Below are 21,067 nucleotides of genomic sequence, written 5' to 3'. Positions count from 1 at the left end.
GAAAGTTGTTAAATTCTATTACGAATATTTTTTTACCCGCCGAGTGGGTGCCGTATTTGCCGGATCATCCGGCCATAGATGTTTTGGGTAGCGCCCTTTCATCTCTTTTTGCACTTCCCGATATGCCCCCTGCCAAAAAGCAGCCAAATCTTGCGTGATCTGCAATGGGCGCTGGGCCGGCGATAATAATTCAAGTACCAATGCTACCCGCCCTTTTGCCAACGATGGACTTTGCTGCTCACCATACATTTCCTGCATCCGCACTGATAATACCGGTGGTTTATCACTGAAATAATTGATTGCTATCCGACTGCCGGTAGGAACAGTGTAATAAATGGGCAGCTCATTATCCAGACATTGGCGCTGTTGCCAGTCAAGTAAACTTGCCAATGCCGGCAACAAATCAATCTGTTTCAACCCCTTCAAATCACGCACACTAATAAGAAACGGCATTAACCAATGATCAAGAGAATCCATCAAAGAATCATTATCTACCGCAGGCCACTGTATTTCAGGCAACCATTTAGCCGCACATTGAATACGGGTACATAATTGCACAGCCTCAGGTGACCAATTCAACGCTTGTAATCCTTCACTTTGTAACCAGTTTAGCAGGGCCTGTTGTAATTGTTCATCTGAAGGTTTTGCCAATAGTTGCGCTTTTACTACCAGACTCCCACATTGCAGCCGTTTCCATGCCCGCAATGTTCCTTTATTGTCATCCCATTCAACGATACTTTGTTCACTGAATAAATCCGGTTGTTGCTGTAGCAATTGTTCAATATCCAACGGACAAGCCAGCAGAATGCGGGCATCAGGATTTCTGCTATTTTGTAATAACGAAGGTGCCACCAGCCACGATTCATCTGATAACTTTTCTTCATCATCGATCATCGCACCCAGACCATTAGCCAGTTGAAAACGCCCATGCTTATCCCGATTTTTGGCTATTTTGTCAGGGAAACCGTGAACCAATAACATTGCCGCTAATCCACTGGTTGGCTCACCAAAATTACCGTTCATATTTCTGGCTAGCTGTTTTGCCCGTCGTAACCACTGAGTTTGACGCTGCTCAACCCAATAAGTGATATCCGGCTGACCATCTCGAGGCGGTTCTTCCAGAATCGCTGTCAGCATAGCGGCGGTTGCCAACGCATCGGTTCCCTGTTCTAAACCAGCACATAACATCGCAGCAAGGCGTGGATCACTGCCAGACTCCGCCATTTTTCTGCCTCTAGACGTCAACTGATTGTGATGGCTTACCGCACCTAACTGTAATAAAAGCGATTTGGCTACCGCCAGCGACGCCACAGGAGGCATATCCAGCCAGTGTAATTGGGAAATATCGCGACATCCCCACTGCAATAAGGAGAGCCATAAGCTACTGAGATCTGCATTCAAGATTTCAGGTTCACTGTGGTCTGCTGCTCTTTCTGCCTGTTCCTGGCTAAACAGATGCCAGCAAATTCCGGCTTCTAACCGCCCTGCGCGGCCAGCTCGCTGTGTCATAGAAGCTTGACTGATACGTTGAGTCATCAGACGAGTCAACCCATTTTTGGGTTCAAAACGTGTTGTACGCTCAAGACCGCTATCAACCACCAACCGGATACCTTCAATCGTCAGACTGGTTTCCGCAATGTTAGTCGCCAGAACAACTTTACGGCGTCCAAACGGTGAAGATTCGATCGCTTTTTGCTGTTCAACCAATGACAAAGCACCGTATAACGGACAAAGATCGGTATCCGCAGAAACTTTCCCTTTAAGCAGTCCAAATATCCGTTGAATTTCTCCACTCCCCGGCAGAAACAACAGCACAGAACCTTGCTCTTGCTGGAGTAACCGTAATACAACAGTGGCGACACTCTGTTCAAAAGGCTGATAAGCAGGCAGAGGATGATAATTTCTGGTGACAGGAAAGCTACGCCCTTCGGAAATAATCACCGGCACATCAGGTAATAAAGAAGAGAGCCGCTGATTATCCAACGTAGCCGACATGATCAAAATCCGCAGATCATCCCGCAACCCTGCCTGTACATCCAGCAATAATGCCAGCGCTAAATCAGCCTGTAAGCTGCGCTCATGGAATTCATCCAGAATCACCAGTGAAACACCTTCCAGCATCGGATCTTGCTGTAACATACGGGTTAAAATACCTTCGGTTACCACTTCAAGACGGGTAGCCGTGCTCACTTTCGTTTCTGAGCGCATCCGATAACCCACGGTCTGACCGGTATTTTCATTCAGTTGAACCGCAAGACGATTGGCAACGCTGCGAGCGGCAATCCGCCGTGGTTCTAACATAATGATACGTCCGGAAAAATCTGCTCTTTTCAGAATTTCCAGTGGCAAACCCGTAGATTTTCCAGCACCGGCAGGCGCATGAAGCAGCACCTGTGGTGAGCTTTTCAGCGCACTCAGGACAGATTCGACGACCTCGTATACAGGCAGTAAAGACACAAATACTCCATTAAAGAAAGTTAACTTTCAACGGCCAACATTGTAGCATTGCCTGCTTCAATCTTATGCCATCAGTCATTAAGGAGTTTTTATGGAGTTCCATCCTCCCTTACAATCCGCCACTCTGATTCGTCGTTATAAACGTTTCCTGGCTGATGTCATCACACCGGAAGGTGAAACACTGACTATCCACTGCGCCAACACCGGCGCGATGACTGGCTGCGCTACGCCAGGAGATACCGTTTGGTACTCCACATCTGACAATCCAAAGCGTAAGTATCCCAACAGTTGGGAATTGACCGAAACACAGGATGGTCACTGGATTTGTGTCAATACGCTCAGAGCAAACGATTTAGTGGCCGAGGCGATTCAACAAAATGCGATTTCAGAATTTTCTGAATACAAAAAAATCAGCCGGGAAGTAAAATATGGCAAAGAGAGTAGCCGGATAGATCTGTTGTTACAGGCAGAGCAACAAATTAATTGCTATATCGAAGTGAAATCAGTGACGCTTCTCCAGGAAAATTGTGGCTATTTCCCCGATGCTGTTACTACCCGTGGGCAGAAACACTTACGGGAACTACAACACATAGCGGAGCAAGGACAAAGAGCGGTTTTATTTTTTGCGGTCTTGCATTCTGGCATCAGGCAAGTCGCGGCGGCTGCGCATATTGATCACAATTATTCATCTCTTTTGGAACAAGCACGAAACTCTGGGGTCGAAGTTATCTGTTACCAGGCAAGCATTACAGAAAAAGGGATGGTTTTAGGCGATAAGTTAACTTTTGTACTAAGTCGTTAATTTATTGATTGACCTAATATTTACAGTCAAGTTGTAGAGGGTGTAAAGTCATTCACTACGTTTGTCTTCACACCATTGTGAAACTAATGGCAGGAACAATTGCCAACCCATGCTCCATCTGCTATTTATAGCGGCCTGTTTTTTTCCCCGCTAGGGGTTCGTTTGATAGTGCGTGTGTTAGGAGAAGTATTATGCAAGAAGGGCAAAAACGTAAAACCTCGTCCTTAAGCATTCTCGCCATCGCTGGGGTAGAACCTTACCAAGAGAAGCCAGGTGAAGAATACATGAACGATGCCCAGTTGGCGCATTTCAAGCTAATTCTTGAAGCATGGCGCAATCAGCTCAGGGATGAAGTCGATCGTACTGTATCTCATATGCAAGATGAGGCAGCGAACTTCCCAGACCCAGTTGACCGTGCAGCGCAGGAAGAAGAGTTCAGTCTTGAATTACGTAACCGTGATCGTGAACGTAAATTGATTAAGAAGATCGAGAAGACACTGAAAAAAGTCGAAGACGACGATTTCGGTTTTTGTGAATCCTGTGGCGTTGAGATAGGCATCCGTCGTTTGGAAGCCCGTCCAACCGCAGATTTGTGTATTGATTGTAAAACCCTGGCCGAAATCCGTGAAAAGCAGATGGCAGGCTAATTAATGGTGTTTTGATACGGCGCCTTAACGGCGCCGTACGAACAACCCTCGCTGATCCCCATATGATAAAACCTGAACGTCCCCGCGCTTATATTGGGCGTTTCGCCCCCTCACCTTCTGGTGATCTTCACTTTGGTTCATTAATCACCGCAATTGGCAGCTATTTGCAAGCCCGAGCTTGCCAAGGAAAGTGGCTGATACGTATTGACGACATTGATCCCCCCAGGGAGGTTCCCGGTGCGGCCAGCCGTATTCTCTACGCTCTTGAGCATTATGGGTTACATTGGGATGGTGAAATTCTCTATCAATCTCATCGCCATGAAGCTTACCGTCATATACTTAATCAGTTACAACAACAGGGTTTAAGCTATTATTGCACCTGTCCCCGTCAACGTATTCAACAAGTTAATGGTTTTTATGACAGAAACTGCCGTGAATTAAATTTGCCTGTTAATCACGCCGCAATCCGGCTAAAACAAAACAACCCTGTTTATGGTTTTAAAGATAAGTTGCAGGGATACCTAAACGCCGATCCTGTCATGGCTGAAGAAGATTTTATTATTCATCGTCGTGATGGTCTATTTGCCTATAATTTAGTAGTTGTTATCGATGATGATTACCAAGGCGTGACTGAGGTCGTCAGAGGCGCTGATTTAATTGAGCCAACTGTCCGCCAGATTGCACTTTATCAGCAATTAAATCTCAAGCTACCTGATTACATTCACCTGCCACTGGTTCTGAATAAGGACGGCAACAAACTTTCCAAACAAAATCACGCCCAGCCAATCCCATTAGATGATCCCCGGCCGTTATTAATTGAAGCATTATCTTTTCTTAATCAGCCTGTCATAAAAAACTGGCAAGATCTTTCCCGCGATCAATTGTTGAAAAAAGCAACAGCACGTTGGGATTTGGATCGAATTCCACGGCAAGGTAAAATATACAGGTAACGTGAATAAAGTTAAGGTTAGTCATAACAACCATTCTCAAAAAATACACAGTAGGCTATGATTAGCTGCTGTTTTTTATTCGTTTTATATGATTAGTTACTTATCGAGGTGTACCATTTTTAACCGAGTAGCAAATTTCTGCCGTAATTTATTGATCCGCGAGGGGAAAATTAACCGCGAGCTACAGGCAGCCAGTGAAAGGCCAGTCACCGTATCTGACCATTCTACTCAGGAAGAGTACGTAACTCTTCACTCTAATCGCCAAAACCCCCATCAATCCTCATCCAACGTGAAAACACAAAGGAAGGTTGAGCAGGAGAGTCTTCATTTGGATTTACCAATAACGGTAATTCCACGGGAGCAGCACAATATTTCCCGCAAAGATATCAGTGAAAATGCCCTGAAAGTACTTTATCGTTTAAATAAATCCGGCTTTGAAGCTTATCTGGTCGGCGGTGGTGTCCGTGACTTACTACTCGGCACACAACCGAAAGATTTTGATATTGCAACCAATGCAACACCAGAACAAGTCCGTAAATTATTTCGCAACTGCCGTCTGGTTGGACGCCGCTTTCGTTTAGCCCATATTATGTTTGGCCCGGAAGTGATTGAAGTCGCAACATTCCGTGGACCACATGAGCAGACTGATTCTGACGATAAAAATCAGTCACAACAGGCTCAGAGCGGTATGTTGTTACGGGATAACATCTTTGGTTCAATTGAAGAAGATGCTATGCGCCGTGATTTCACCATTAACAGCCTTTATTACGGCATCAACGATTTCTCTCTGCGTGATTATGCCGGTGGCCTTAATGATCTGGAAACCGGTGTTATCCGTTTAATTGGCGATCCAGAAACCCGTTATCGGGAAGATCCGGTCAGAATGCTGCGTGCAGTTCGCTTCGCCAGCAAACTGGATATGACAATCAGCGAAGATACTGCCGAGCCTATTTCCCGTCTGGCTTTTCTGCTGAGTAATATTCCACCAGCTCGTCTGTTTGAAGAATCGTTAAAATTGTTGCAAACAGGTCAAGGCTACAGCACTTATAAACTTCTGCGCAAATACCGCCTGTTTCAACCGCTATTCCCATTGGTCCAACGCTATTTCACCGAAAATAACGATTCGCCTATGGAACGTATGCTCAATCAGGTTTTGAAGAATACCGACTATCGGTTACAAAATGATAAACGGGTTAACCCCGCGTTTCTGTTCGCCGCAATGCTTTGGTATCCATTGGTTGAACATGCAGAAAAGCTGTCTCAGGAAAGTGGTCTGACTTACTACGACTCCTTCGCCCTGGCGATGAATGATATTCTGGACGAACAGTGCCACTCTCTTGCCATTCCTAAGCGCCTGACAACCATCATGCGTGATATCTGGCAATTGCAGTTACGTCTGCCACGCCGCCATGGTAGACGGGCAAACAAACTGATGGAACACCCTAAATTCCGTGCCGCCTATGACCTGCTGGAACTGCGTGCCAATGTCGAAAACCGCAATGAGCTAAAAGACCTTGCTCATTGGTGGGAAGCATTCCAGCAAGCCAATGCATCACAACAACGGAGTATGATTTCTGAGCTGGGCAGTGATATTGTCCGTCGTCGCACACGACCACGCCGCCACTATAAACCAAGACTGAGCAGGGACAGCTGATCATCATGACCTGTGTTTATATCGCGGTTGGCAGCAACCTGGCAGAACCTGTGCAGCAAGTAAAAAATGCACTTGCTGCATTAAAAGATTTACCGGAAACAGAGTTTATTGCCAGCTCCTCATGGTATCGAACCAAACCGATGGGGCCACAAAATCAGCCTGACTTTCTGAATATGGCGGTAGCACTGGAAACCACTCTGGCACCGGAAGAGCTGCTCAATCACACTCAAGCGATTGAACTGGCTCAGGGACGAGTCAGAAAAGATGAACGTTGGGGGCCAAGGACACTTGATCTGGATATCATGCTATTTGGTGATCAGGTGATTGATACCGAACGCTTAACCATCCCCCACTATGGACTGAAACAACGCGAATTCATGCTCTACCCGTTGGCTGAAATCGCCCCTGACCTGGTATTTCCTGATGGGGAAGCTTTATCTGAAAGACTGAAACATATCCCGGAAAACGGCCTGGTACTCTGGCAGCCACCGCAGCCCTCTGATCCTAATCATTGTAGATAAGGATCTCAGTTCAGTCCGTGGCCGATTTCTGTATATAACAAGAAAAATTGCAGGAGGAAGATAGATAATGAAACCCATCACCATGGCTGATCTGAATCAGCTCAAAAAAGAAAAACGTAAATTCGCTACTATTACCGCTTACGACTCCAGCTTTGCCCAGCTATTTGCCGGGCAAGGTATTGATGTCATGCTGGTTGGTGATTCACTGGGTATGACATTACAAGGGGCTAATACCACCATTCCAGTGACTGTCGAAGATATTGTCTACCACACTCGTTGCGTCCGTGCTGGTGCGCCCTATACTTTCCTTATTGCCGATATGCCTTTCATGAGTTATGCCACACCGGAACAAAGTTGTGAAAACGCCGCCAAACTTATGCGTGCCGGAGCTAACATGGTGAAAATTGAGGGCGGCAGTTGGTTAAGCGATACCACTAAGATGCTTACCGAACGTTCCGTACCTGTTTGCGCTCATTTGGGACTAACGCCTCAGTCTGTTCATGTTCTTGGGGGTTATAAAGTCCAGGGACGTGATGAAAAATCGGCTAATCAGTTGATAAAAGATGCGATTACACTGGAACAAGCGGGCATACAATTGCTGGTGCTGGAGTGTGTCCCTACCGAATTAGCTAAACGGATTACCGATGAATTACAAATCCCGGTGATTGGTATTGGTGCCGGTAATGTGACTGACGGACAAGTTTTGGTGATGCATGACGCACTGGGAATTACCGCCAGACCACCTAAATTTGCGAAAAACTTCCTTGAAGAGGCAGGAAATATGCGCGATGCCATCCGCCTGTATAAAGAGCAGGTAGAAAGTGGATCCTATCCTGGTAAAGAACATTCATTTGATTAATAAATTATCCTTGTTAGCCCGAAGACTTTGAACACATTAAGGAGTATTAAGCAATGCTGATTGTCGAAACAGTACCGATTCTACGCCGTGAAATCCGCCGCTGGCGTCAGGAAGGGAAACGCATTGCATTGGTGCCAACAATGGGTAACCTGCACAACGGCCATATGACATTAGTTGATGAAGCCAAAGGGCAGGCAGATATTGTCATCGTCAGTATCTTCGTTAACCCGATGCAGTTTAATCGTCAGGATGATCTGGCAAGATATCCACGTACCTTACAAAAAGATTGCGAAAAACTTCACCAACATGGTGCTGATCTGGTCTTTGCCCCCTCCGATAAGGAAATATACCCCAATGGTATGGAACATCAGACGTATGTTGAAGTTCCTGAACTTTCTACCATACTGGAAGGTGCCAGCCGTCCTGGTCATTTCCGCGGTGTTTCAACCGTGGTGAGCAAACTGTTCAATCTGGTGCAACCGGATTTAACCTATTTTGGCGAGAAAGATTTTCAGCAATTACAACTTATCCGCAAGATGATTGCCGATCTGGCTTATGATATTACTTTGGTTTCAGTACCAACGGTACGCGATAAAAATGGCCTGGCACTGAGTTCGCGTAATAACAATTTAACCGCCGATGAACATAGAATTGCGCCAGAACTCAGCAAGATCATGAAATCTATCGCTGAAAAAATGGCGCAGGGTGAACGCCACACAGAACAATTACTCACTCAAGCTTCCGAACAGCTACGTGAAGCGGGTTTTATGCCTGATGAGTTGTTTATCCGTGATGCCGAAACTCTGACACCGTTGAATACCGAAAGTAAAAACGCGGTTATTCTGATGGCCGCCTGGTTAGGGCAAACCCGATTAATCGATAATCAGCAGGTCGATTTAACTCAATAATAGTCTGTTCTGTCAGACGTTATTGGCGCAGAAAAATAAAATAACAGGTTCTAAGTTGTCATCAAATCAGGAGAAAACCATGTTGCGCACTATGCTACAAGGGAAATTGCACCGAGTGAAAGTCACTCAGGCAGATCTGCATTATGAAGGTTCCTGTGCAATTGATCAGAACTTTATGGATGCAGCCGGTATTCTGGAATATGAAGCCATTGATATCTATAACGTGGATAACGGCGAACGTTTTTCCACTTATGCTATTGCCGCTGAACGTGGTTCCAGAATCATTTCAGTCAACGGAGCAGCGGCTCACCGTGCTAAGGTAGGTCATAAGTTAATTATCTGCTCATATATACAAATTTCTGACGAAGATGCCCGTCATCATAAGCCTAATATGGCTTACTTTGACGGTGACAATATTATGAGCCGTATTGCCAAAGCCGTTCCGGTTCAAGTGGCCTGAATACTCACCACATGATTAATAATGGGTAGGTCGTGAAGACATTATCAATAAACTTCCCCTACCCATCACCACCACTTAATTACAAAACAATTTACAAATTAAGTCCTCAACCCCCGCCCTGTTTCAATCAAATACCAGGCGACAAAATAAAAAACCGCAATAAACGCAGTCAAAACACCCAACGTTACTGTTAAAGAAACATCGGTAATTCCCATAAAGCCGTAACGGAAACCACTAATCATATAAACGATCGGATTCAGTTTGGAAACAGCTTGCCAAAATGGCGGTAATAATGTCAGCGAATAAAACACCCCGCCAAGATAAGTCAGAGGCGTTAATACGAAGGTCGGAATAATGCTGATATCATCAAATGTCTTAGCAAAAATAGAATTCAGCAAACCACCCAGCGAGAACAGAATTGATGTCATCAGCAAAGTGACAACAATCATCCACCACGCATGAATATGAAGCGGAACAAAAAACAGAGAAACCAATGTCACCAGAATACCGACACAGACACCACGAGCAACACCGCCACCCACAAAACCCGCAATAACGATATGTGTTGGAACCGGCGCTACCAATAATTCCTCAATACTGCGCTGAAATTTCGCCCCAAAGAAAGAAGAAGAAACATTGGCATAAGAGTTAGTAATCACTGCCATCATAATCAGGCCAGGGACAATAAACTGCATATAATCCACACCGCCCATTTGTCCAATCCGCGAACCGATCAAACTACCAAAAATAACAAAATAGAGTGACATAGTGATAACCGGCGGTAATAAAGTCTGTACCCAGATACGACCAAAACGGGTAATTTCTTTAATCCAGAGCGTTTTTAGCGCCACCCAGTACAGCTGAATCATTTACGGTCTCCTTGCTTGTTGTTCACCAAACTGACAAACAACTCTTCCAGACGGTTCGCTTTATTACGCATACTTGGGATCTGAATACCCTGAGCATTTAATTGGGTAAATACACCATTTAACCCCTGTTCACGCTGAACATCGACTTCCAGGGTCGATGTGTCTATCACCCGGTAATTATATCCGGCAAGTTCAGGCGCTGGACTTTTCGTCGCCAGATCGAAGAAGAACGTTTCAGATTCCACCTGACTAAGTAAATTTTTCATACTGGTGTTTTCCACCAGCTCACCATGCTGAATAATACCAATATTACGGCATAGCATTTCTGCCTCTTCCAGATAATGCGTGGTCAGAATGATCGTTGTTCCCTGTGCATTCAACTCTTGCAAAAAATTCCACATAGAGCGGCGCAGTTCAATATCAACACCGGCTGTCGGCTCATCAAGGATTAATAATTTAGGCTGATGCATCAAAGCACGTACAATCATCAGACGCCGTTTCATACCACCAGACAAGCGGATCGCCCGTTGATCGCGTTTTTCCCACAGATCCAATTTTGACAGATAAGTTTTCGCTCTGGCTTGAGCCACTTTTCGCGGCACACCGTAATAACCCGCCTGATTGAGAACAATCTGCAACACCGTTTCAAACGGGTTAAAGTTAAACTCCTGCGGAACAAGACCTAACTGGCGCTTAGCATTCACAATATCCGTATCAATATCGTAGCCAAACACCTTAACCTTACCGCTGCTTTTGTTTACCAGAGAACTGATAATACCGATTGTGGTGGACTTCCCTGCACCGTTCGGACCCAATAACGCGTAGAAATCTCCTGCTTCTACATTCAGGTCAATCCCACGCAGCGCCTTAACATCACCAGTGTAGGTCTTGGTAAGCTGCGTTAACTCCAATGCATAAGTCATAAATTAAAAAAACCTTTATTATCTGGCCGCTTTTGCGTGCAATATGAAAATATAATGCGCCTTTCCTGCCTGGTTTTCTTTGCAAAAACAGTAGAAAGATGAAAAACAAACAGCAACAAAATATTAAAATTTTAATTGATGTTGTATATGATTCTATCTTAAATAAACGCTATCAGGCTATTCACCATGATGAAAAAAATAGAAGAGTTGCTTGCCAATAACAAGCAGTGGTCAGAATCGGTTAACGAAGAAAACCCAAAATTTTTCAAAGAATTAGCAAAGTCTCAGAAACCCCATTTCTTGTGGATTGGTTGCTCAGACAGTCGGGTACCCGCAGAAAAACTGATTGATGCCGCTCCCGGTGACCTGTTTGTGCACAGAAATGTGGCAAACCTGGTTATCCATACTGACTTAAATTGTCTTTCTGTTATTCAATACGCAATAGACGTACTGGAAGTTGAACATATTATTATCTGCGGCCATTATGGCTGTGGTGGTATCGAAGCCGCAATTGATGGCACTGAACTGGGATTGATTAACAACTGGCTGCTGCATATCCGCGATCTCTGGTATAAACACAGTTCTATGCTAGGTGAATTACCGCCTAATGAACGCCTGAACCGTCTGTGCGAAATCAACGTTGTCGAACAAGTGTATAACCTTGGTCACTCAACTATTATGCAAGCCGCATGGAAACGGGGACAGAAAGTGATGATCCACGGCTGGGTTTACGGTATCCATAATGGTCAGTTGCAGGATCTGGACGTCACGGCTGACAGTCGTGAAAAGCTGGAACTTGCCTATCGTCAGACCGTATCCAAACTGACGAATAAAAAGTAAGTTTTCAGGTAACTATACCCTATAGATTTCAAGATGCATCGCGACGGCAAGGGAGCGAATCCCCAGGAGCATAGCTCACTATGTGACCGGGGTGAGCGAGTGCAGCCAACAAAGAGGCAACTTGAAAGATAACGGGTATAACAAAATACGCTGTAGAAAAGGTTATATTTAACCTCTTCTACAGCGTAATTAAACGAAGATTAATACAGATTTTCATTTTATTAAATCGCTGCCTATTTAAATATCAAGTATCTATTTTGATTTCTTTATTTTACGAATGTACGCATATGGTAATAAAAAGAAAACAAAATAGTTCATGAAAAAGAACATTTTTATGGGCGATCTAATCACATTACCTGTAATAACAATGTTGATATTTCGGTAAGACCACTCTAAAGTGTCAACAATGTGATAACAGTTACTTGCGAGGAAAGTTCTATGCTCACTCATGTCAGAAAAATTGCAAACTCTGTTGGTACTATTATTCCAGCTCAACTATTGAAATCCCTCTACCTGAAAGAGGGTGACCAATTATCAATTGTCGAAGAACAAAGGAAAACCGTGATCTCTGCGGTAAACCATCGTCCCAAGTACAAATTAGCCGATCGACTTGCTTTATGTGACTCAGAAGCACCAATGCCTGAAATCTTAAAAGAATGGGATGCCAGTAAGCCTGTAGGGAATGAAGTGTAATGGCAATATTTCAACGAAGGGATATTATTGAGGCTTGCTTAAACCCAGTCGCTGGTCAAGAGCTGCAAGGTGACAAAAGGCCATACATATTGGAATAAATTCTACTGTTAATCAGGGATATCTGCCGATATGGTTCTACGACCGGAAGCCGTATTAGGCACCAGTGCCGAAATGTAGATAGGGACGCAGCCCTATACATCATTCCTGAATCACAAAATAAAAACGGCAACCCGAAAGCTGCCGCTTCCAGATTCTGTCAAAATTACTCTTCCAACAAAATCACATGGCCGATATAAGGCAAATGGCGATAATGCTGCGCATAATCAATACCGTAACCCACAACAAATTTATCTTCAATTGAGTAACCAATCCATTCAACCGGAACATCAACTTCACGGCGGGAAGGTTTATCAAGCAAAGTACAGATTGCCAGTGATTTTGGCTCACGCAGTGCCAGAATTTCACGCACTTTATTCAGAGTATTACCTGAATCAATAATGTCTTCCACAATCAGCACATGTTTGCCACGAATATCTTCATCCAAATCTTTAAGAATTTTCACATCGCGGGTGGAATTCATACCGCTGCCATAACTAGAAGCCGTCATAAAATCCACTTCATGAGGAACCTGAATTTCACGGCACAAATCAGCCATAAAAATAAATGAGCCTCTCAGTAACCCGACCATAACCAGCTCGTTGCCACTGTCACGATAGTGTTCAGTGATCTGTTTTCCCAACTCAGCGATACGTTGCTTAACCTCCTGTTCGGAGATCATAACTTCTACAGTGTGTTTCATTATAAATATAACCAATTGTTTTTAAAAATAATAATCATGATAAAGCACAGTGAAAATCATGATTATTAGTATGCCGATTGATACTCCGTTCTTTTGAACAGAATAAGATACAGCTAACCAACAAATCGTTCTAGTGACTCTAATATTTTGCGTTTCTGTCCACGTTTCATCGTCGGGGAACATTTAACCGCCTTATAAACTTCACGCATACAATAATCAGCGACTTTACCTTTAACAATATTATGATAATCAGTGCTGATTTTTCCCTTAATATCATTAATATCAAATGCCGCATGAGCATCTATACAATTAACAAACGAATCCCATTGCAAAAACTTATGATCTTTCTGAAGCAGATCAACCTGACATTGAAGAAGCTCCTGCCGTAATTGGATAAATTCGCTGATTTTAGAATTAATTATCAGAACAAGCAGCGGCTCACAGTAGCAAACCAACAGATATTTTAACTTTGGAGGCGTTGTAAAAGGACAGTGAAGATAAAGAACATCTCCTATAGCTAAACTCTGCCGGGCTAAGAAATCTGCCCTAAAAGATGCAGGAAATTTGTCACCAAGATTAGTCATCAGCTACTCAGCAGAAGTCAGATAAGCAACTAATTTGTCACCATCTTTGCAACTGGCCGCTATTACTTCCAATGGAATTTCACCATTCTGATCAGCGGCCATCCAAACGCTATCGTGACTGATATCACGTATTTCTTTAAAAGAAAGATTCCCATACTTCTCAATTGCTTCATTTATGCAATTAATATCTGAATCACTGAATACATCTTCATTGAAATTACGTAACGCACGCACCTGATGATTTCCATTACTGCCGTCTACTGACAAAGATGATCGAATAACATCAATGTCACACCCATTTGGAATAAAGCGCCCGTCACCTCTGGCTATCTTTATAATATCATAAGCATTTTCTGCGACAGGCCCATCTTTCATCGCAAGATAGTTATCACCGGTAATAAGCCGTCCATAATGTTCTAAATGGAGCCTGTCAGCAAAATACAGAATTTTACCCACATGATAAATATCAGGGATTGGCGCTACAGAGGCAACATACAGAATAGCCTCTACAGCCTTTTCTGAGTCAAACCTTACATTAAGCATCTCAACACCTTCATTTAAACAGGACAAATAACTCTCAAAAATCTGCGTCTATTTTAGTGCCTACAGCAATCACTGTACAACGCTTTGTGGTGTTCTATTGATACTGACCGCCACCATGGCCTAAAAAACACGATAAAACCAAATAAGAGGCAATGTGAGCAAGATTATTTACTAACAGTAAAACCCAGCATCATACCGGTATCCTCATGCTCCAGCAGATGACAATGCGCCATAAATGGATGTTTAGCTCCCGCCGTATGATTGAACTGAACCAGCACTTCACTCTCTTTACCTTCCACATGAACAATGTCTTTCCAGCCACTGCGGTGAGCGGCAGGTTTGCGGCCATTTTCACGCAAAATGCGGAAACGGGTACCGTGGATATGGAACGGATGCAGCATCATATCGCCAACCCCCGAAATCACCCAGTGCTCATATTGCCCCTGTTTAACATCAAAAGCAGGTTCTGTCATAGAGAAAGCCTGTCCATTGATGGTATTCGCATGATGGAAATTGAATTCACCGCCATGATGCATATCTCCGTGGTTCATATTCCCATGATGCATTCCCATACCCGCCATAGCTTGCTCACCGTAGCGCTGAGACAACAGCATCATCCCCTGCATATCCAGACGACCATCCATCGCCAGATGCAAACTACGTCTATTTAAGCCCTTTAAGGAAGGCAAGATAGGAAGAGTGGCAAGCTGCTCCGACAGTATTGTGCGGCTAGAAAAAAGCTGAGGTTGAATGCGCAAAACTGGTAATGGCTGATCAAACGGCGGTAATGTCATTCCCATCTGAACTACCGGTAACGTCACCAGATCGAAAGGTTTTCCATCCGACGTATTCACTACGACTTCAAAACGCTCTCCCGCCAGAATCGATAACTCATTAACCGCAACGGGTTCCGCTAACAAGCCGCCATCACTGGCAACAACATACAATTCGCGGCCATCACCAGCAGCAATATTCAGGCTGCGGGCATTACAACCATTCAGCAAACGCAGGCGTAACCAACCACGTGGCGCGATATGCTGAGGTAAAACAACGCCGTTGGTCAACATCATATCGCCAAACCAACCAACAGCAGCACTCATCACATCCAGTTGATAATCAATCTGACCCTCTTTATTCAAGCGTTTATCCTGTAAAATCACCGGAATATCATCCACCCCCCATTGGTTTGGCAAACCCGTTTTAATGCTGTTCTCATCTTCAATCAGTACTAATCCACCAAGCCCCATTGCCACCTGATAACCCGTCTTACCATGTGTATGCGGATGGAACCAGCAAGTTGCTTCCGGTTGTTCAAGGGTAAAACTCACGGTTCGACTCCCACCTGGTGCAATCATCGCATGTGGACCACCATCAGCCTCCCCGGTAATTTCCAGACCGTGCCAGTGAACCGTCGTCTCTTCCGGCAGATGATTACGAATATCGATAGTAACAGGTTTACCTGAAGTCAATTTCAATGCCGGGCCAAGTAAATCACCATTGTAACCCCAAGTTTTAGTCACCGATCCCGCTCTAAAACAGGATTGCCCGGCTTTGATTTCAATAGCAATTTTACCTGATGCATCTGGCTCTATCTGTGGAGGAATGGGGAGCGCCGGATAGGGTTCAGCAAAGGAGAAACAGCTCCAGACAGGTAACATACCGGAGACACCGATAACGGCACTTAATTTAATAAAATCACGTCGTTGCATATCAATCTCCTGATTAAACTGGCAAAAAATAACACATAACAGCAACGTAAAGGTTGCCCTTACAGGAAGGTCAAGCAATGGGAATGTGATTTAAATCGATCTTTACAATAATTTAAAAAAATAAATTTTACCGGACAAAGATATTAATATGTTAACGTAACCTGACACGAATTCATTATAATAATACAAATGCGAAAATTAGCCTTATTGACTTACCTATTAGTTCTTTTCGGTTTTTCCCACCCCGCAAAAGCGCTGACAGAAAATGAAGCTGAAGATCTGGCGGATCTGACGGCGGTGTTTATCTATCTGAAATATGACTGTGGTTACAGCCAAATCCCTGACCGGGAAATTAAGCGGGCCATTATCTATTTCGCTCAACGTAATAAGTGGGATTTGACCAATTACAACAGCCAATTGATGGATAGACTCAATGAAGAAAGCTATCAGGATCTGAAAGGTATTTACCTCTCCAATGCGATAAAGTGCCATGCCCTCGCCAGAGATTCGTTGAGCCTATTTGCCTACGTGAAGTAGTTCCTCCCCTAATACCCCTTAAGGGGTAAATTTCACCGTGCAACTGTGAGGATTGTTGGCTATTATGTGAGCCCAATTTTCACGGCCATCACAGTGGAGGAAAGCTGCGGAATGTCACAAAAAGAAACTTGGTACGAAACCCTGCACGCCAATTTTGGTCAGTATTTTTCGGTCGATAAAGTGCTTTATCACGATAAAACTGAGCATCAGGATTTGATTATCTTTGAAAATGCGGAGTTAGGCCGCATCATGGCGCTGGATGGTACAGTACAAACGACTGAACGTGATGAATTTATCTACCACGAAATGATGGCTCATGTTCCTCTGTTCGCCCACGGAAACGCCAAACGCGTGCTGATTATCGGCGGTGGCGATGGCGGTATGCTGCGCGAAGTCTGTCGTCATCAATACCTTGAAAGCGTTACTATGGTTGAAATTGATGCCGGCGTAGTTGAATTCTGCCGTCAGTATCTGCCTAACCATAATGCCGGTGCTTATGATGATCCGCGCTTCAACCTGGTCATTGACGATGGTGTTAATTTCGTTAGCACCACCGACCAGAAATTCGATGTCATTATTTCTGACTGCACTGATCCGATCGGACCTGGTGAAGGATTATTCACATCGGAATTCTATCAAGGTTGCCAGCGCTGTCTGAATGAAGGTGGCATTTTGGTTGCCCAGAATGGCGTCTGTTTTCTACAACAGGATGAAGCGGTAACCAGCCATAAAAAATTGAGCAACTATTTCGCTGACAGCAGTTTCTATCAGGCTGCTATTCCAACCTATTATGGTGGAATAATGACCTTTGCATGGGCAAGCCAGAACCGGGCATTACGTCATGTAGATCCGACAACACTGCAACAGCGCTTTAATGCCGCAGGTTTTACCTGCCGCTACTACAACCCAGCCGTTCACGCAGGTAGCTTTGCTCTACCGCAATATCTGCTGGATGCACTATCCAAGAACCCATAATCACCCATAAGCCAAGAGGTGAAATAAATTGCACAAGCTGAAATTGCACGGCTTTAATAACCTGACAAAAAGCCTGAGTTTTTGTATTTATGATATCTGCTATGCAAAAAGCCAAGCTGATCGGGATAGTTATATCGCCTACATTGACGAACAATATAACGCTAATCGTTTAACGGAAATTCTCAGCGAAACCTGTTTGATCATTGGTGCAAATATTCTGAATATTGCCCGCCAAGACTATGAGCCACAAGGGGCAAGTGTCACTATACTCGTCAGCGAAGAGCCGATGGATCCAAAGGATGTAGACAATACTGAAAATCCAGGTCCATTACCCGATTCTGTCGTTGCTCATTTGGATAAGAGCCATATCTGTGTCCACACTTACCCAGAGAGTCATCCGGGCGGTGGCATATGCACTTTCCGGGCTGATATTGAAGTATCAACCTGCGGTGTTATTTCACCTCTCAAAGCGCTGAACTATCTGATCCACGAATTGGAATCGGATATTGTCACAATGGATTATCGCGTGCGTGGTTTCACCAGAGATGTGAATGGCGTGAAGCACTATATCGATCACGAAATCAGTTCTATTCAGAATTATATGACCGAAGAAGTGCAATCACAGTATTACATGATGGATGTCAATATTTATCAGGAAAATTTATTTCATACAAAAATGATGCTAAAAGAATTTGACCTGAATGATTGTTTATTTAATGCCACACCAGAGCAATTAAGTGAAACTGAAAAGCTGGAAATTACCCATCTCTTAAAAAAAGAGATACAAGAAATTTACTATGGACGTAATTTACCCGCTGTTTAACTTTCACTAACTTATTATTTAACCTGAGGTTTGCTTAAGAAGGGCACTAAGTGCCTGAGGCACGATCAAAGTTTTTGTCAAATAAAACAAAATCGTGGAGATCCTCAGGCATGTCTAATTTAGAAGAACTTTACTGCGGCGTCGATGACTTTTGCCAACAATTTATTCCTCTCTGGCATCAACAGTTAATTGAAAATGGCTTGCTCAAACGTCGCCGCGAAGTTTCCCTTTCTCTCAGTGAAGTCATGACGCTCCTCATTTTATTCCACATGAGCCATTATCGTGATTTTAAAACGTTTTATATTCAGCATGTTAAACACTATCTTCAGGCCGATTTTCCCAAATTGGTCAGCTATACCCGGATGTTAACCTTGAAGCAAAAGGCGCTCATTCCCCTCTGTGCTTTTCTTTCGTCACGCAAGGCTGAAACCCAGAGGATCGCTTTTATTGATTCAACCAAAATTGCCGTTTGTCACAACCTCCGTATTCCCCGTCATCGCGTATTTGAGGGCGTCGCACAGCGAGGGAAAACGAGTACAGACGGTTTTATGGCTTTAAACTTCATCTGATTATCAATGATTGTGGTGAACTTTTGGCGGTTAAGTTGACCTCAGGAAATAAAGATGATCGTCATCCAGTCAAAGCACGGGTACAAGGGTTAAAAACCGAGCTTGAATTTACGGGATTGTGATATCGCTATTTTTAAACGAAACTGAGGTTAGTCATGTCACTTTGGTATTCTTAAAAGAAAAAACCCGCTGTTAGCGGGCTTTTCATGGTTTTGATAGAGGGATTATCTTACGAGTGTTTCGACAGCTCACGCCGAGCCAATTCAGCCAAGAATCCGCTGCGGCTATGATACTCACGATGTGAGTTCACGTATTCATCAATTCTACCCAACAAAAGTTGGGGCATAGTAATGTTTAGCTTGATGGCTTTTCCATCGTATTTAGTTAAATCCATGTCAACATAAGCCCAACTGCCGCCGGTGCAATCTTCATTGCTTAGATGGTCAGCAACAGTTCTGGCTTGTACTGGAGCCTCACCCTTTTCGCTCATGTATTCAAAATAAGTATCTAATGCGTTTTGAGCATCGCTAATAGCGTCGTCAATGGTATCGCCAGCAAAGTAACATCCGATCACGTCTGGCACAAAACCGGAAAACGATCCGTCGTCAGCCTGATGTAAATAAATAGGATATCTCATGCTTACACCTTCTCTTTGATTAAAGAGCGGCCTTTCAACCGCTTAATTAAGTTATTTCAGTCCTGCTTGTTTAAGTATTTTATTGAGCGTCCCGACCGCCAAATCTTTGCGCGGATGCGGAATTACTATCGGGCTGGGTTCCCCTGATTTCTCGAAAACATGATGCGAACCATTGGCTCGCACAAAATTCCAGCCAACCGCTTTGATTTGCTTTATTAGTTCATCGCTAGACATTATCCCTCTCTTTAATCAAAACCAAGAGAATGATAGCACCTCTCATACCCACCATCAACACCAATACCCATGATGGGTATAAGAAATATTGTTCGGGTAGCCGACTATTTTGTCACTCACAGGTTTAGAACGCGAATAACTAGCATTACTCATTATAAACCTGGATTAAGACCTAGCTCAATTGATGGCATTTAAACCAATTCTCCCTAGCTTAATTCCGGTATTGATCCCGCTGAAGCGCGGGTTACGTGGTGCTCTGTTACGAAATTGACTATTATCACCCTTTTTTATAGTAAGAAGATGCTTTAAAAATATTCTCACGACTAATTTTTTCCAACTTTAAACTCGTTCCATGGAATGTGTAGAACATCACAGTCATATATTTCCTGAATGGTCAACGCAGTCTTTTTCATTGAGGGAAAAATACCAGAAAAAATAATTTAATTGAAGTAAAACCACGCTGTGCATCTATATTCTCCCTATTTATAGAAATTTTAAAAATAGTGTCGAAATATTATGGTTATTATTAAGTCATATATAAAAATAAGAATGTGAAAAAATTTTTTATAATCTAGTATATAATTGTTAATTTTAATTGGAGGTTTTAAAAAATGGCTACATATCATATTTATAGACAGGAAAACTTTACTAGCAGATATGCGAAAGCTGGAGTAGTGCTCGCTAATCAGGTAAGTATATTAACAGCTGATTATACGCAAACACCTGCACATACAGACCCTTCATTTAAATGGGTACTCAATAATACTCCTGTGCCTGTGGATGGAGCGATTACAACTATTTCTCAACTGAATAAAGATTTGTATTGGGTACGCGGAGATGTTTTTACTGCTGGAACGGGAAGTTATATGGGCATTGAGCTCGCGTCTCAATCTCCCACAAAATCAAAATTACAAGTAATGCTAAAGAAATCAGGATTTGGAGAAGGTTATGACTTATATTCATTAGACAATGAATATATTATTATTGTATATGATCCTATTAATAAGCGTCATAGAATTTGTCTTTCTGCTGATCCTGATCCTGCTGGCTATCGTCCATGGTATTTTAATCAAG

The 21,067-nt window shown here is 43.5% G+C and carries 25 protein-coding genes and 1 pseudogene; 16 read left to right on the top strand and 10 right to left on the bottom strand.

Features of this window, described 5'->3' with window-relative positions:
- Positions 1 to 18 precede the first annotated feature (18 nt).
- Positions 19 to 2,457, bottom strand: a complete 2,439-nt coding sequence (hrpB, locus tag PTE_RS19670) for an ATP-dependent helicase HrpB (RefSeq protein WP_036849745.1) — start codon at positions 2,455 to 2,457, stop codon at positions 19 to 21.
- Between the two features lie 91 nt (positions 2,458 to 2,548).
- On the opposite strand from hrpB, the gene sfsA reads away from it, so the two are divergent.
- From sfsA to panD, 8 genes are all read left to right on the top strand, one after another.
- On the top strand, positions 2,549 to 3,259 hold the full coding sequence (sfsA, locus tag PTE_RS19665; protein ID WP_036849744.1) for a DNA/RNA nuclease SfsA: 711 nt from the start codon (positions 2,549 to 2,551) through the stop codon (positions 3,257 to 3,259).
- Positions 3,260 to 3,450: 191 nt separating this feature from the next.
- Entirely contained in the window at positions 3,451 to 3,906 is a 456-nt protein-coding gene (dksA, locus tag PTE_RS19660) for an RNA polymerase-binding protein DksA (protein WP_036840254.1), read from the top strand.
- 62 nt (positions 3,907 to 3,968) lie between these two features.
- On the top strand, positions 3,969 to 4,856 hold the full coding sequence (gene gluQRS, locus PTE_RS19655) for a tRNA glutamyl-Q(34) synthetase GluQRS (protein WP_036849743.1): 888 nt from the start codon (positions 3,969 to 3,971) through the stop codon (positions 4,854 to 4,856).
- A gap of 151 nt (positions 4,857 to 5,007) precedes the next feature.
- Positions 5,008 to 6,510, top strand: a complete 1,503-nt coding sequence (gene pcnB, locus PTE_RS19650; protein ID WP_241826120.1) for a polynucleotide adenylyltransferase PcnB — start codon at positions 5,008 to 5,010, stop codon at positions 6,508 to 6,510.
- Positions 6,511 to 6,515: 5 nt separating this feature from the next.
- Complete coding sequence (gene folK, locus PTE_RS19645) at positions 6,516 to 7,031, top strand: 2-amino-4-hydroxy-6-hydroxymethyldihydropteridine diphosphokinase (protein ID WP_036849741.1); 516 nt, start codon at positions 6,516 to 6,518, stop codon at positions 7,029 to 7,031.
- Positions 7,032 to 7,098: 67 nt separating this feature from the next.
- Positions 7,099 to 7,890 carry a 3-methyl-2-oxobutanoate hydroxymethyltransferase gene (panB, locus tag PTE_RS19640; protein WP_036849740.1) on the top strand — a complete coding sequence of 264 codons (792 nt, stop codon included), beginning with the start codon at positions 7,099 to 7,101 and terminating at the stop codon, positions 7,888 to 7,890.
- Positions 7,891 to 7,943: 53 nt separating this feature from the next.
- Entirely contained in the window at positions 7,944 to 8,798 is an 855-nt protein-coding gene (panC, locus tag PTE_RS19635) for a pantoate--beta-alanine ligase (protein WP_036849739.1), read from the top strand.
- Between the two features lie 79 nt (positions 8,799 to 8,877).
- A complete protein-coding gene (panD, locus tag PTE_RS19630) occupies positions 8,878 to 9,258 on the top strand; it encodes an aspartate 1-decarboxylase (RefSeq protein ID WP_023044121.1) in 381 nt (126 codons plus the stop codon).
- A 98-nt stretch (positions 9,259 to 9,356) separates the two neighbouring features.
- Here the strand turns inward: panD and PTE_RS19625 are convergent, their stop codons facing one another.
- Positions 9,357 to 10,127, bottom strand: a complete 771-nt coding sequence (locus PTE_RS19625; RefSeq protein WP_036849738.1) for an ABC transporter permease — start codon at positions 10,125 to 10,127, stop codon at positions 9,357 to 9,359.
- Positions 10,124 to 11,050 carry an ABC transporter ATP-binding protein gene (locus PTE_RS19620; protein ID WP_036849737.1) on the bottom strand — a complete coding sequence of 309 codons (927 nt, stop codon included), beginning with the start codon at positions 11,048 to 11,050 and terminating at the stop codon, positions 10,124 to 10,126. Before PTE_RS19620 ends, PTE_RS19625 begins: the two co-directional genes overlap by 4 nt.
- Positions 11,051 to 11,148: 98 nt before the next feature.
- On the opposite strand from PTE_RS19620, the gene PTE_RS26885 reads away from it, so the two are divergent.
- From PTE_RS26885 to PTE_RS19610, 3 genes are all read left to right on the top strand, one after another.
- The gene (locus tag PTE_RS26885; RefSeq protein ID WP_278249200.1) at positions 11,149 to 11,271 is read left to right on the top strand and encodes a hypothetical protein; all 123 of its coding nucleotides are present in this window, start codon (positions 11,149 to 11,151) and stop codon (positions 11,269 to 11,271) included.
- On the top strand, positions 11,237 to 11,890 hold the full coding sequence (gene can, locus PTE_RS19615; protein ID WP_036849736.1) for a carbonate dehydratase: 654 nt from the start codon (positions 11,237 to 11,239) through the stop codon (positions 11,888 to 11,890). The genes PTE_RS26885 and can overlap by 35 nt, the downstream gene beginning before the upstream one ends.
- 438 nt (positions 11,891 to 12,328) lie before the next feature.
- Positions 12,329 to 12,583: an AbrB/MazE/SpoVT family DNA-binding domain-containing protein gene (locus PTE_RS19610; RefSeq protein WP_152963102.1), complete on the top strand. Its 255-nt coding sequence runs from the start codon at positions 12,329 to 12,331 to the stop codon at positions 12,581 to 12,583.
- 262 nt (positions 12,584 to 12,845) lie between these two features.
- Here PTE_RS19610 and hpt read toward each other — a convergent pair whose 3' ends face one another.
- The 4 genes from hpt to cueO all read right to left on the bottom strand — a co-directional run bounded on the left by hpt (position 12,846) and on the right by cueO (position 16,218).
- Positions 12,846 to 13,382 (bottom strand): hypoxanthine phosphoribosyltransferase, encoded by a 537-nt coding sequence (gene hpt / locus PTE_RS19605; protein WP_036849734.1) that lies wholly within the window; start codon positions 13,380 to 13,382, stop codon positions 12,846 to 12,848.
- Positions 13,383 to 13,495: 113 nt separating this feature from the next.
- Positions 13,496 to 13,966 carry a hypothetical protein gene (locus PTE_RS19600; protein ID WP_036849733.1) on the bottom strand — a complete coding sequence of 157 codons (471 nt, stop codon included), beginning with the start codon at positions 13,964 to 13,966 and terminating at the stop codon, positions 13,496 to 13,498.
- 3 nt (positions 13,967 to 13,969) lie between these two features.
- Complete coding sequence (locus PTE_RS19595; protein WP_036849732.1) at positions 13,970 to 14,509, bottom strand: Panacea domain-containing protein; 540 nt, start codon at positions 14,507 to 14,509, stop codon at positions 13,970 to 13,972.
- Positions 14,510 to 14,673: 164 nt separating this feature from the next.
- Positions 14,674 to 16,218, bottom strand: a complete 1,545-nt coding sequence (gene cueO, locus PTE_RS19590; protein WP_036849731.1) for a multicopper oxidase CueO — start codon at positions 16,216 to 16,218, stop codon at positions 14,674 to 14,676.
- Between the two features lie 189 nt (positions 16,219 to 16,407).
- Here cueO and PTE_RS19585 point away from each other — a divergent pair, with 189 nt between their 5' ends.
- The 4 genes and pseudogenes from PTE_RS19585 to PTE_RS19570 all read left to right on the top strand — a co-directional run.
- Positions 16,408 to 16,755: a YacC family pilotin-like protein gene (locus PTE_RS19585; protein ID WP_036849730.1), complete on the top strand. Its 348-nt coding sequence runs from the start codon at positions 16,408 to 16,410 to the stop codon at positions 16,753 to 16,755.
- A gap of 111 nt (positions 16,756 to 16,866) precedes the next feature.
- Entirely contained in the window at positions 16,867 to 17,730 is an 864-nt protein-coding gene (speE, locus tag PTE_RS19580) for a polyamine aminopropyltransferase (RefSeq protein ID WP_036849729.1), read from the top strand.
- Between the two features lie 28 nt (positions 17,731 to 17,758).
- Positions 17,759 to 18,553: an adenosylmethionine decarboxylase gene (speD, locus tag PTE_RS19575; RefSeq protein ID WP_036849728.1), complete on the top strand. Its 795-nt coding sequence runs from the start codon at positions 17,759 to 17,761 to the stop codon at positions 18,551 to 18,553.
- Between the two features lie 110 nt (positions 18,554 to 18,663).
- Positions 18,664 to 19,226: pseudogene (locus PTE_RS19570) on the top strand (IS982 family transposase); the annotation flags it as partial.
- 125 nt (positions 19,227 to 19,351) lie between these two features.
- Here PTE_RS19570 and PTE_RS19565 read toward each other — a convergent pair.
- The 3 genes from PTE_RS19565 to PTE_RS25865 all read right to left on the bottom strand — a co-directional run bounded on the left by PTE_RS19565 (position 19,352) and on the right by PTE_RS25865 (position 20,406).
- Positions 19,352 to 19,759 (bottom strand): type II toxin-antitoxin system HicB family antitoxin, encoded by a 408-nt coding sequence (locus PTE_RS19565; protein WP_036782624.1) that lies wholly within the window; start codon positions 19,757 to 19,759, stop codon positions 19,352 to 19,354.
- A gap of 51 nt (positions 19,760 to 19,810) precedes the next feature.
- Positions 19,811 to 19,993 (bottom strand): type II toxin-antitoxin system HicA family toxin, encoded by a 183-nt coding sequence (locus PTE_RS19560; RefSeq protein WP_036849727.1) that lies wholly within the window; start codon positions 19,991 to 19,993, stop codon positions 19,811 to 19,813.
- A 323-nt stretch (positions 19,994 to 20,316) separates the two neighbouring features.
- Complete coding sequence (locus PTE_RS25865) at positions 20,317 to 20,406, bottom strand: S-4TM family putative pore-forming effector (protein ID WP_232832504.1); 90 nt, start codon at positions 20,404 to 20,406, stop codon at positions 20,317 to 20,319.
- A 198-nt stretch (positions 20,407 to 20,604) separates the two neighbouring features.
- On the opposite strand from PTE_RS25865, the gene PTE_RS24690 reads away from it, so the two are divergent.
- The coding region (locus PTE_RS24690; protein WP_081738288.1) for a hypothetical protein at positions 20,605 to 21,067 on the top strand (463 nt) is incomplete at its 3' end.

Origin of the sequence: Photorhabdus khanii NC19, from assembly GCF_000517265.1 — a bacterium.
Lineage (GTDB): Bacteria > Pseudomonadota > Gammaproteobacteria > Enterobacterales > Enterobacteriaceae > Photorhabdus > Photorhabdus khanii.
The sequence above is the reverse complement of the archived record's forward strand: the minus strand, read 5'-3'. Positions and strand labels throughout refer to the sequence as shown.

Bases quoted from the DNA above. Each gene is read 5' to 3' on its own strand.
- sfsA (WP_036849744.1), top strand. From the start codon at position 2,549: ATGGAGTTCCATCCTCCCTTACAATCCGCCACTCTGATTCGTCGTTAT.
- dksA (WP_036840254.1), top strand. From the start codon at position 3,451: ATGCAAGAAGGGCAAAAACGTAAAACCTCGTCCTTAAGCATTCTCGCC.
- gluQRS (WP_036849743.1), top strand. From the start codon at position 3,969: ATGATAAAACCTGAACGTCCCCGCGCTTATATTGGGCGTTTCGCCCCC.
- folK (WP_036849741.1), top strand. From the start codon at position 6,516: ATGACCTGTGTTTATATCGCGGTTGGCAGCAACCTGGCAGAACCTGTG.
- panB (WP_036849740.1), top strand. From the start codon at position 7,099: ATGAAACCCATCACCATGGCTGATCTGAATCAGCTCAAAAAAGAAAAA.
- panC (WP_036849739.1), top strand. From the start codon at position 7,944: ATGCTGATTGTCGAAACAGTACCGATTCTACGCCGTGAAATCCGCCGC.
- panD (WP_023044121.1), top strand. From the start codon at position 8,878: ATGTTGCGCACTATGCTACAAGGGAAATTGCACCGAGTGAAAGTCACT.
- PTE_RS19625 (WP_036849738.1), bottom strand. From the start codon at position 10,127: ATGATTCAGCTGTACTGGGTGGCGCTAAAAACGCTCTGGATTAAAGAA.
- PTE_RS19620 (WP_036849737.1), bottom strand. From the start codon at position 11,050: ATGACTTATGCATTGGAGTTAACGCAGCTTACCAAGACCTACACTGGT.
- PTE_RS26885 (WP_278249200.1), top strand. From the start codon at position 11,149: ATGAAAAACAAACAGCAACAAAATATTAAAATTTTAATTGATGTTGTA.
- can (WP_036849736.1), top strand. From the start codon at position 11,237: ATGATGAAAAAAATAGAAGAGTTGCTTGCCAATAACAAGCAGTGGTCA.
- PTE_RS19610 (WP_152963102.1), top strand. From the start codon at position 12,329: ATGCTCACTCATGTCAGAAAAATTGCAAACTCTGTTGGTACTATTATT.
- hpt (WP_036849734.1), bottom strand. From the start codon at position 13,382: ATGAAACACACTGTAGAAGTTATGATCTCCGAACAGGAGGTTAAGCAA.
- PTE_RS19600 (WP_036849733.1), bottom strand. From the start codon at position 13,966: ATGACTAATCTTGGTGACAAATTTCCTGCATCTTTTAGGGCAGATTTC.
- PTE_RS19595 (WP_036849732.1), bottom strand. From the start codon at position 14,509: ATGCTTAATGTAAGGTTTGACTCAGAAAAGGCTGTAGAGGCTATTCTG.
- cueO (WP_036849731.1), bottom strand. From the start codon at position 16,218: ATGCAACGACGTGATTTTATTAAATTAAGTGCCGTTATCGGTGTCTCC.
- PTE_RS19585 (WP_036849730.1), top strand. From the start codon at position 16,408: ATGCGAAAATTAGCCTTATTGACTTACCTATTAGTTCTTTTCGGTTTT.
- speE (WP_036849729.1), top strand. From the start codon at position 16,867: ATGTCACAAAAAGAAACTTGGTACGAAACCCTGCACGCCAATTTTGGT.
- PTE_RS19565 (WP_036782624.1), bottom strand. From the start codon at position 19,759: ATGAGATATCCTATTTATTTACATCAGGCTGACGACGGATCGTTTTCC.
- PTE_RS19560 (WP_036849727.1), bottom strand. From the start codon at position 19,993: ATGTCTAGCGATGAACTAATAAAGCAAATCAAAGCGGTTGGCTGGAAT.
- PTE_RS25865 (WP_232832504.1), bottom strand. From the start codon at position 20,406: ATGAAAAAGACTGCGTTGACCATTCAGGAAATATATGACTGTGATGTT.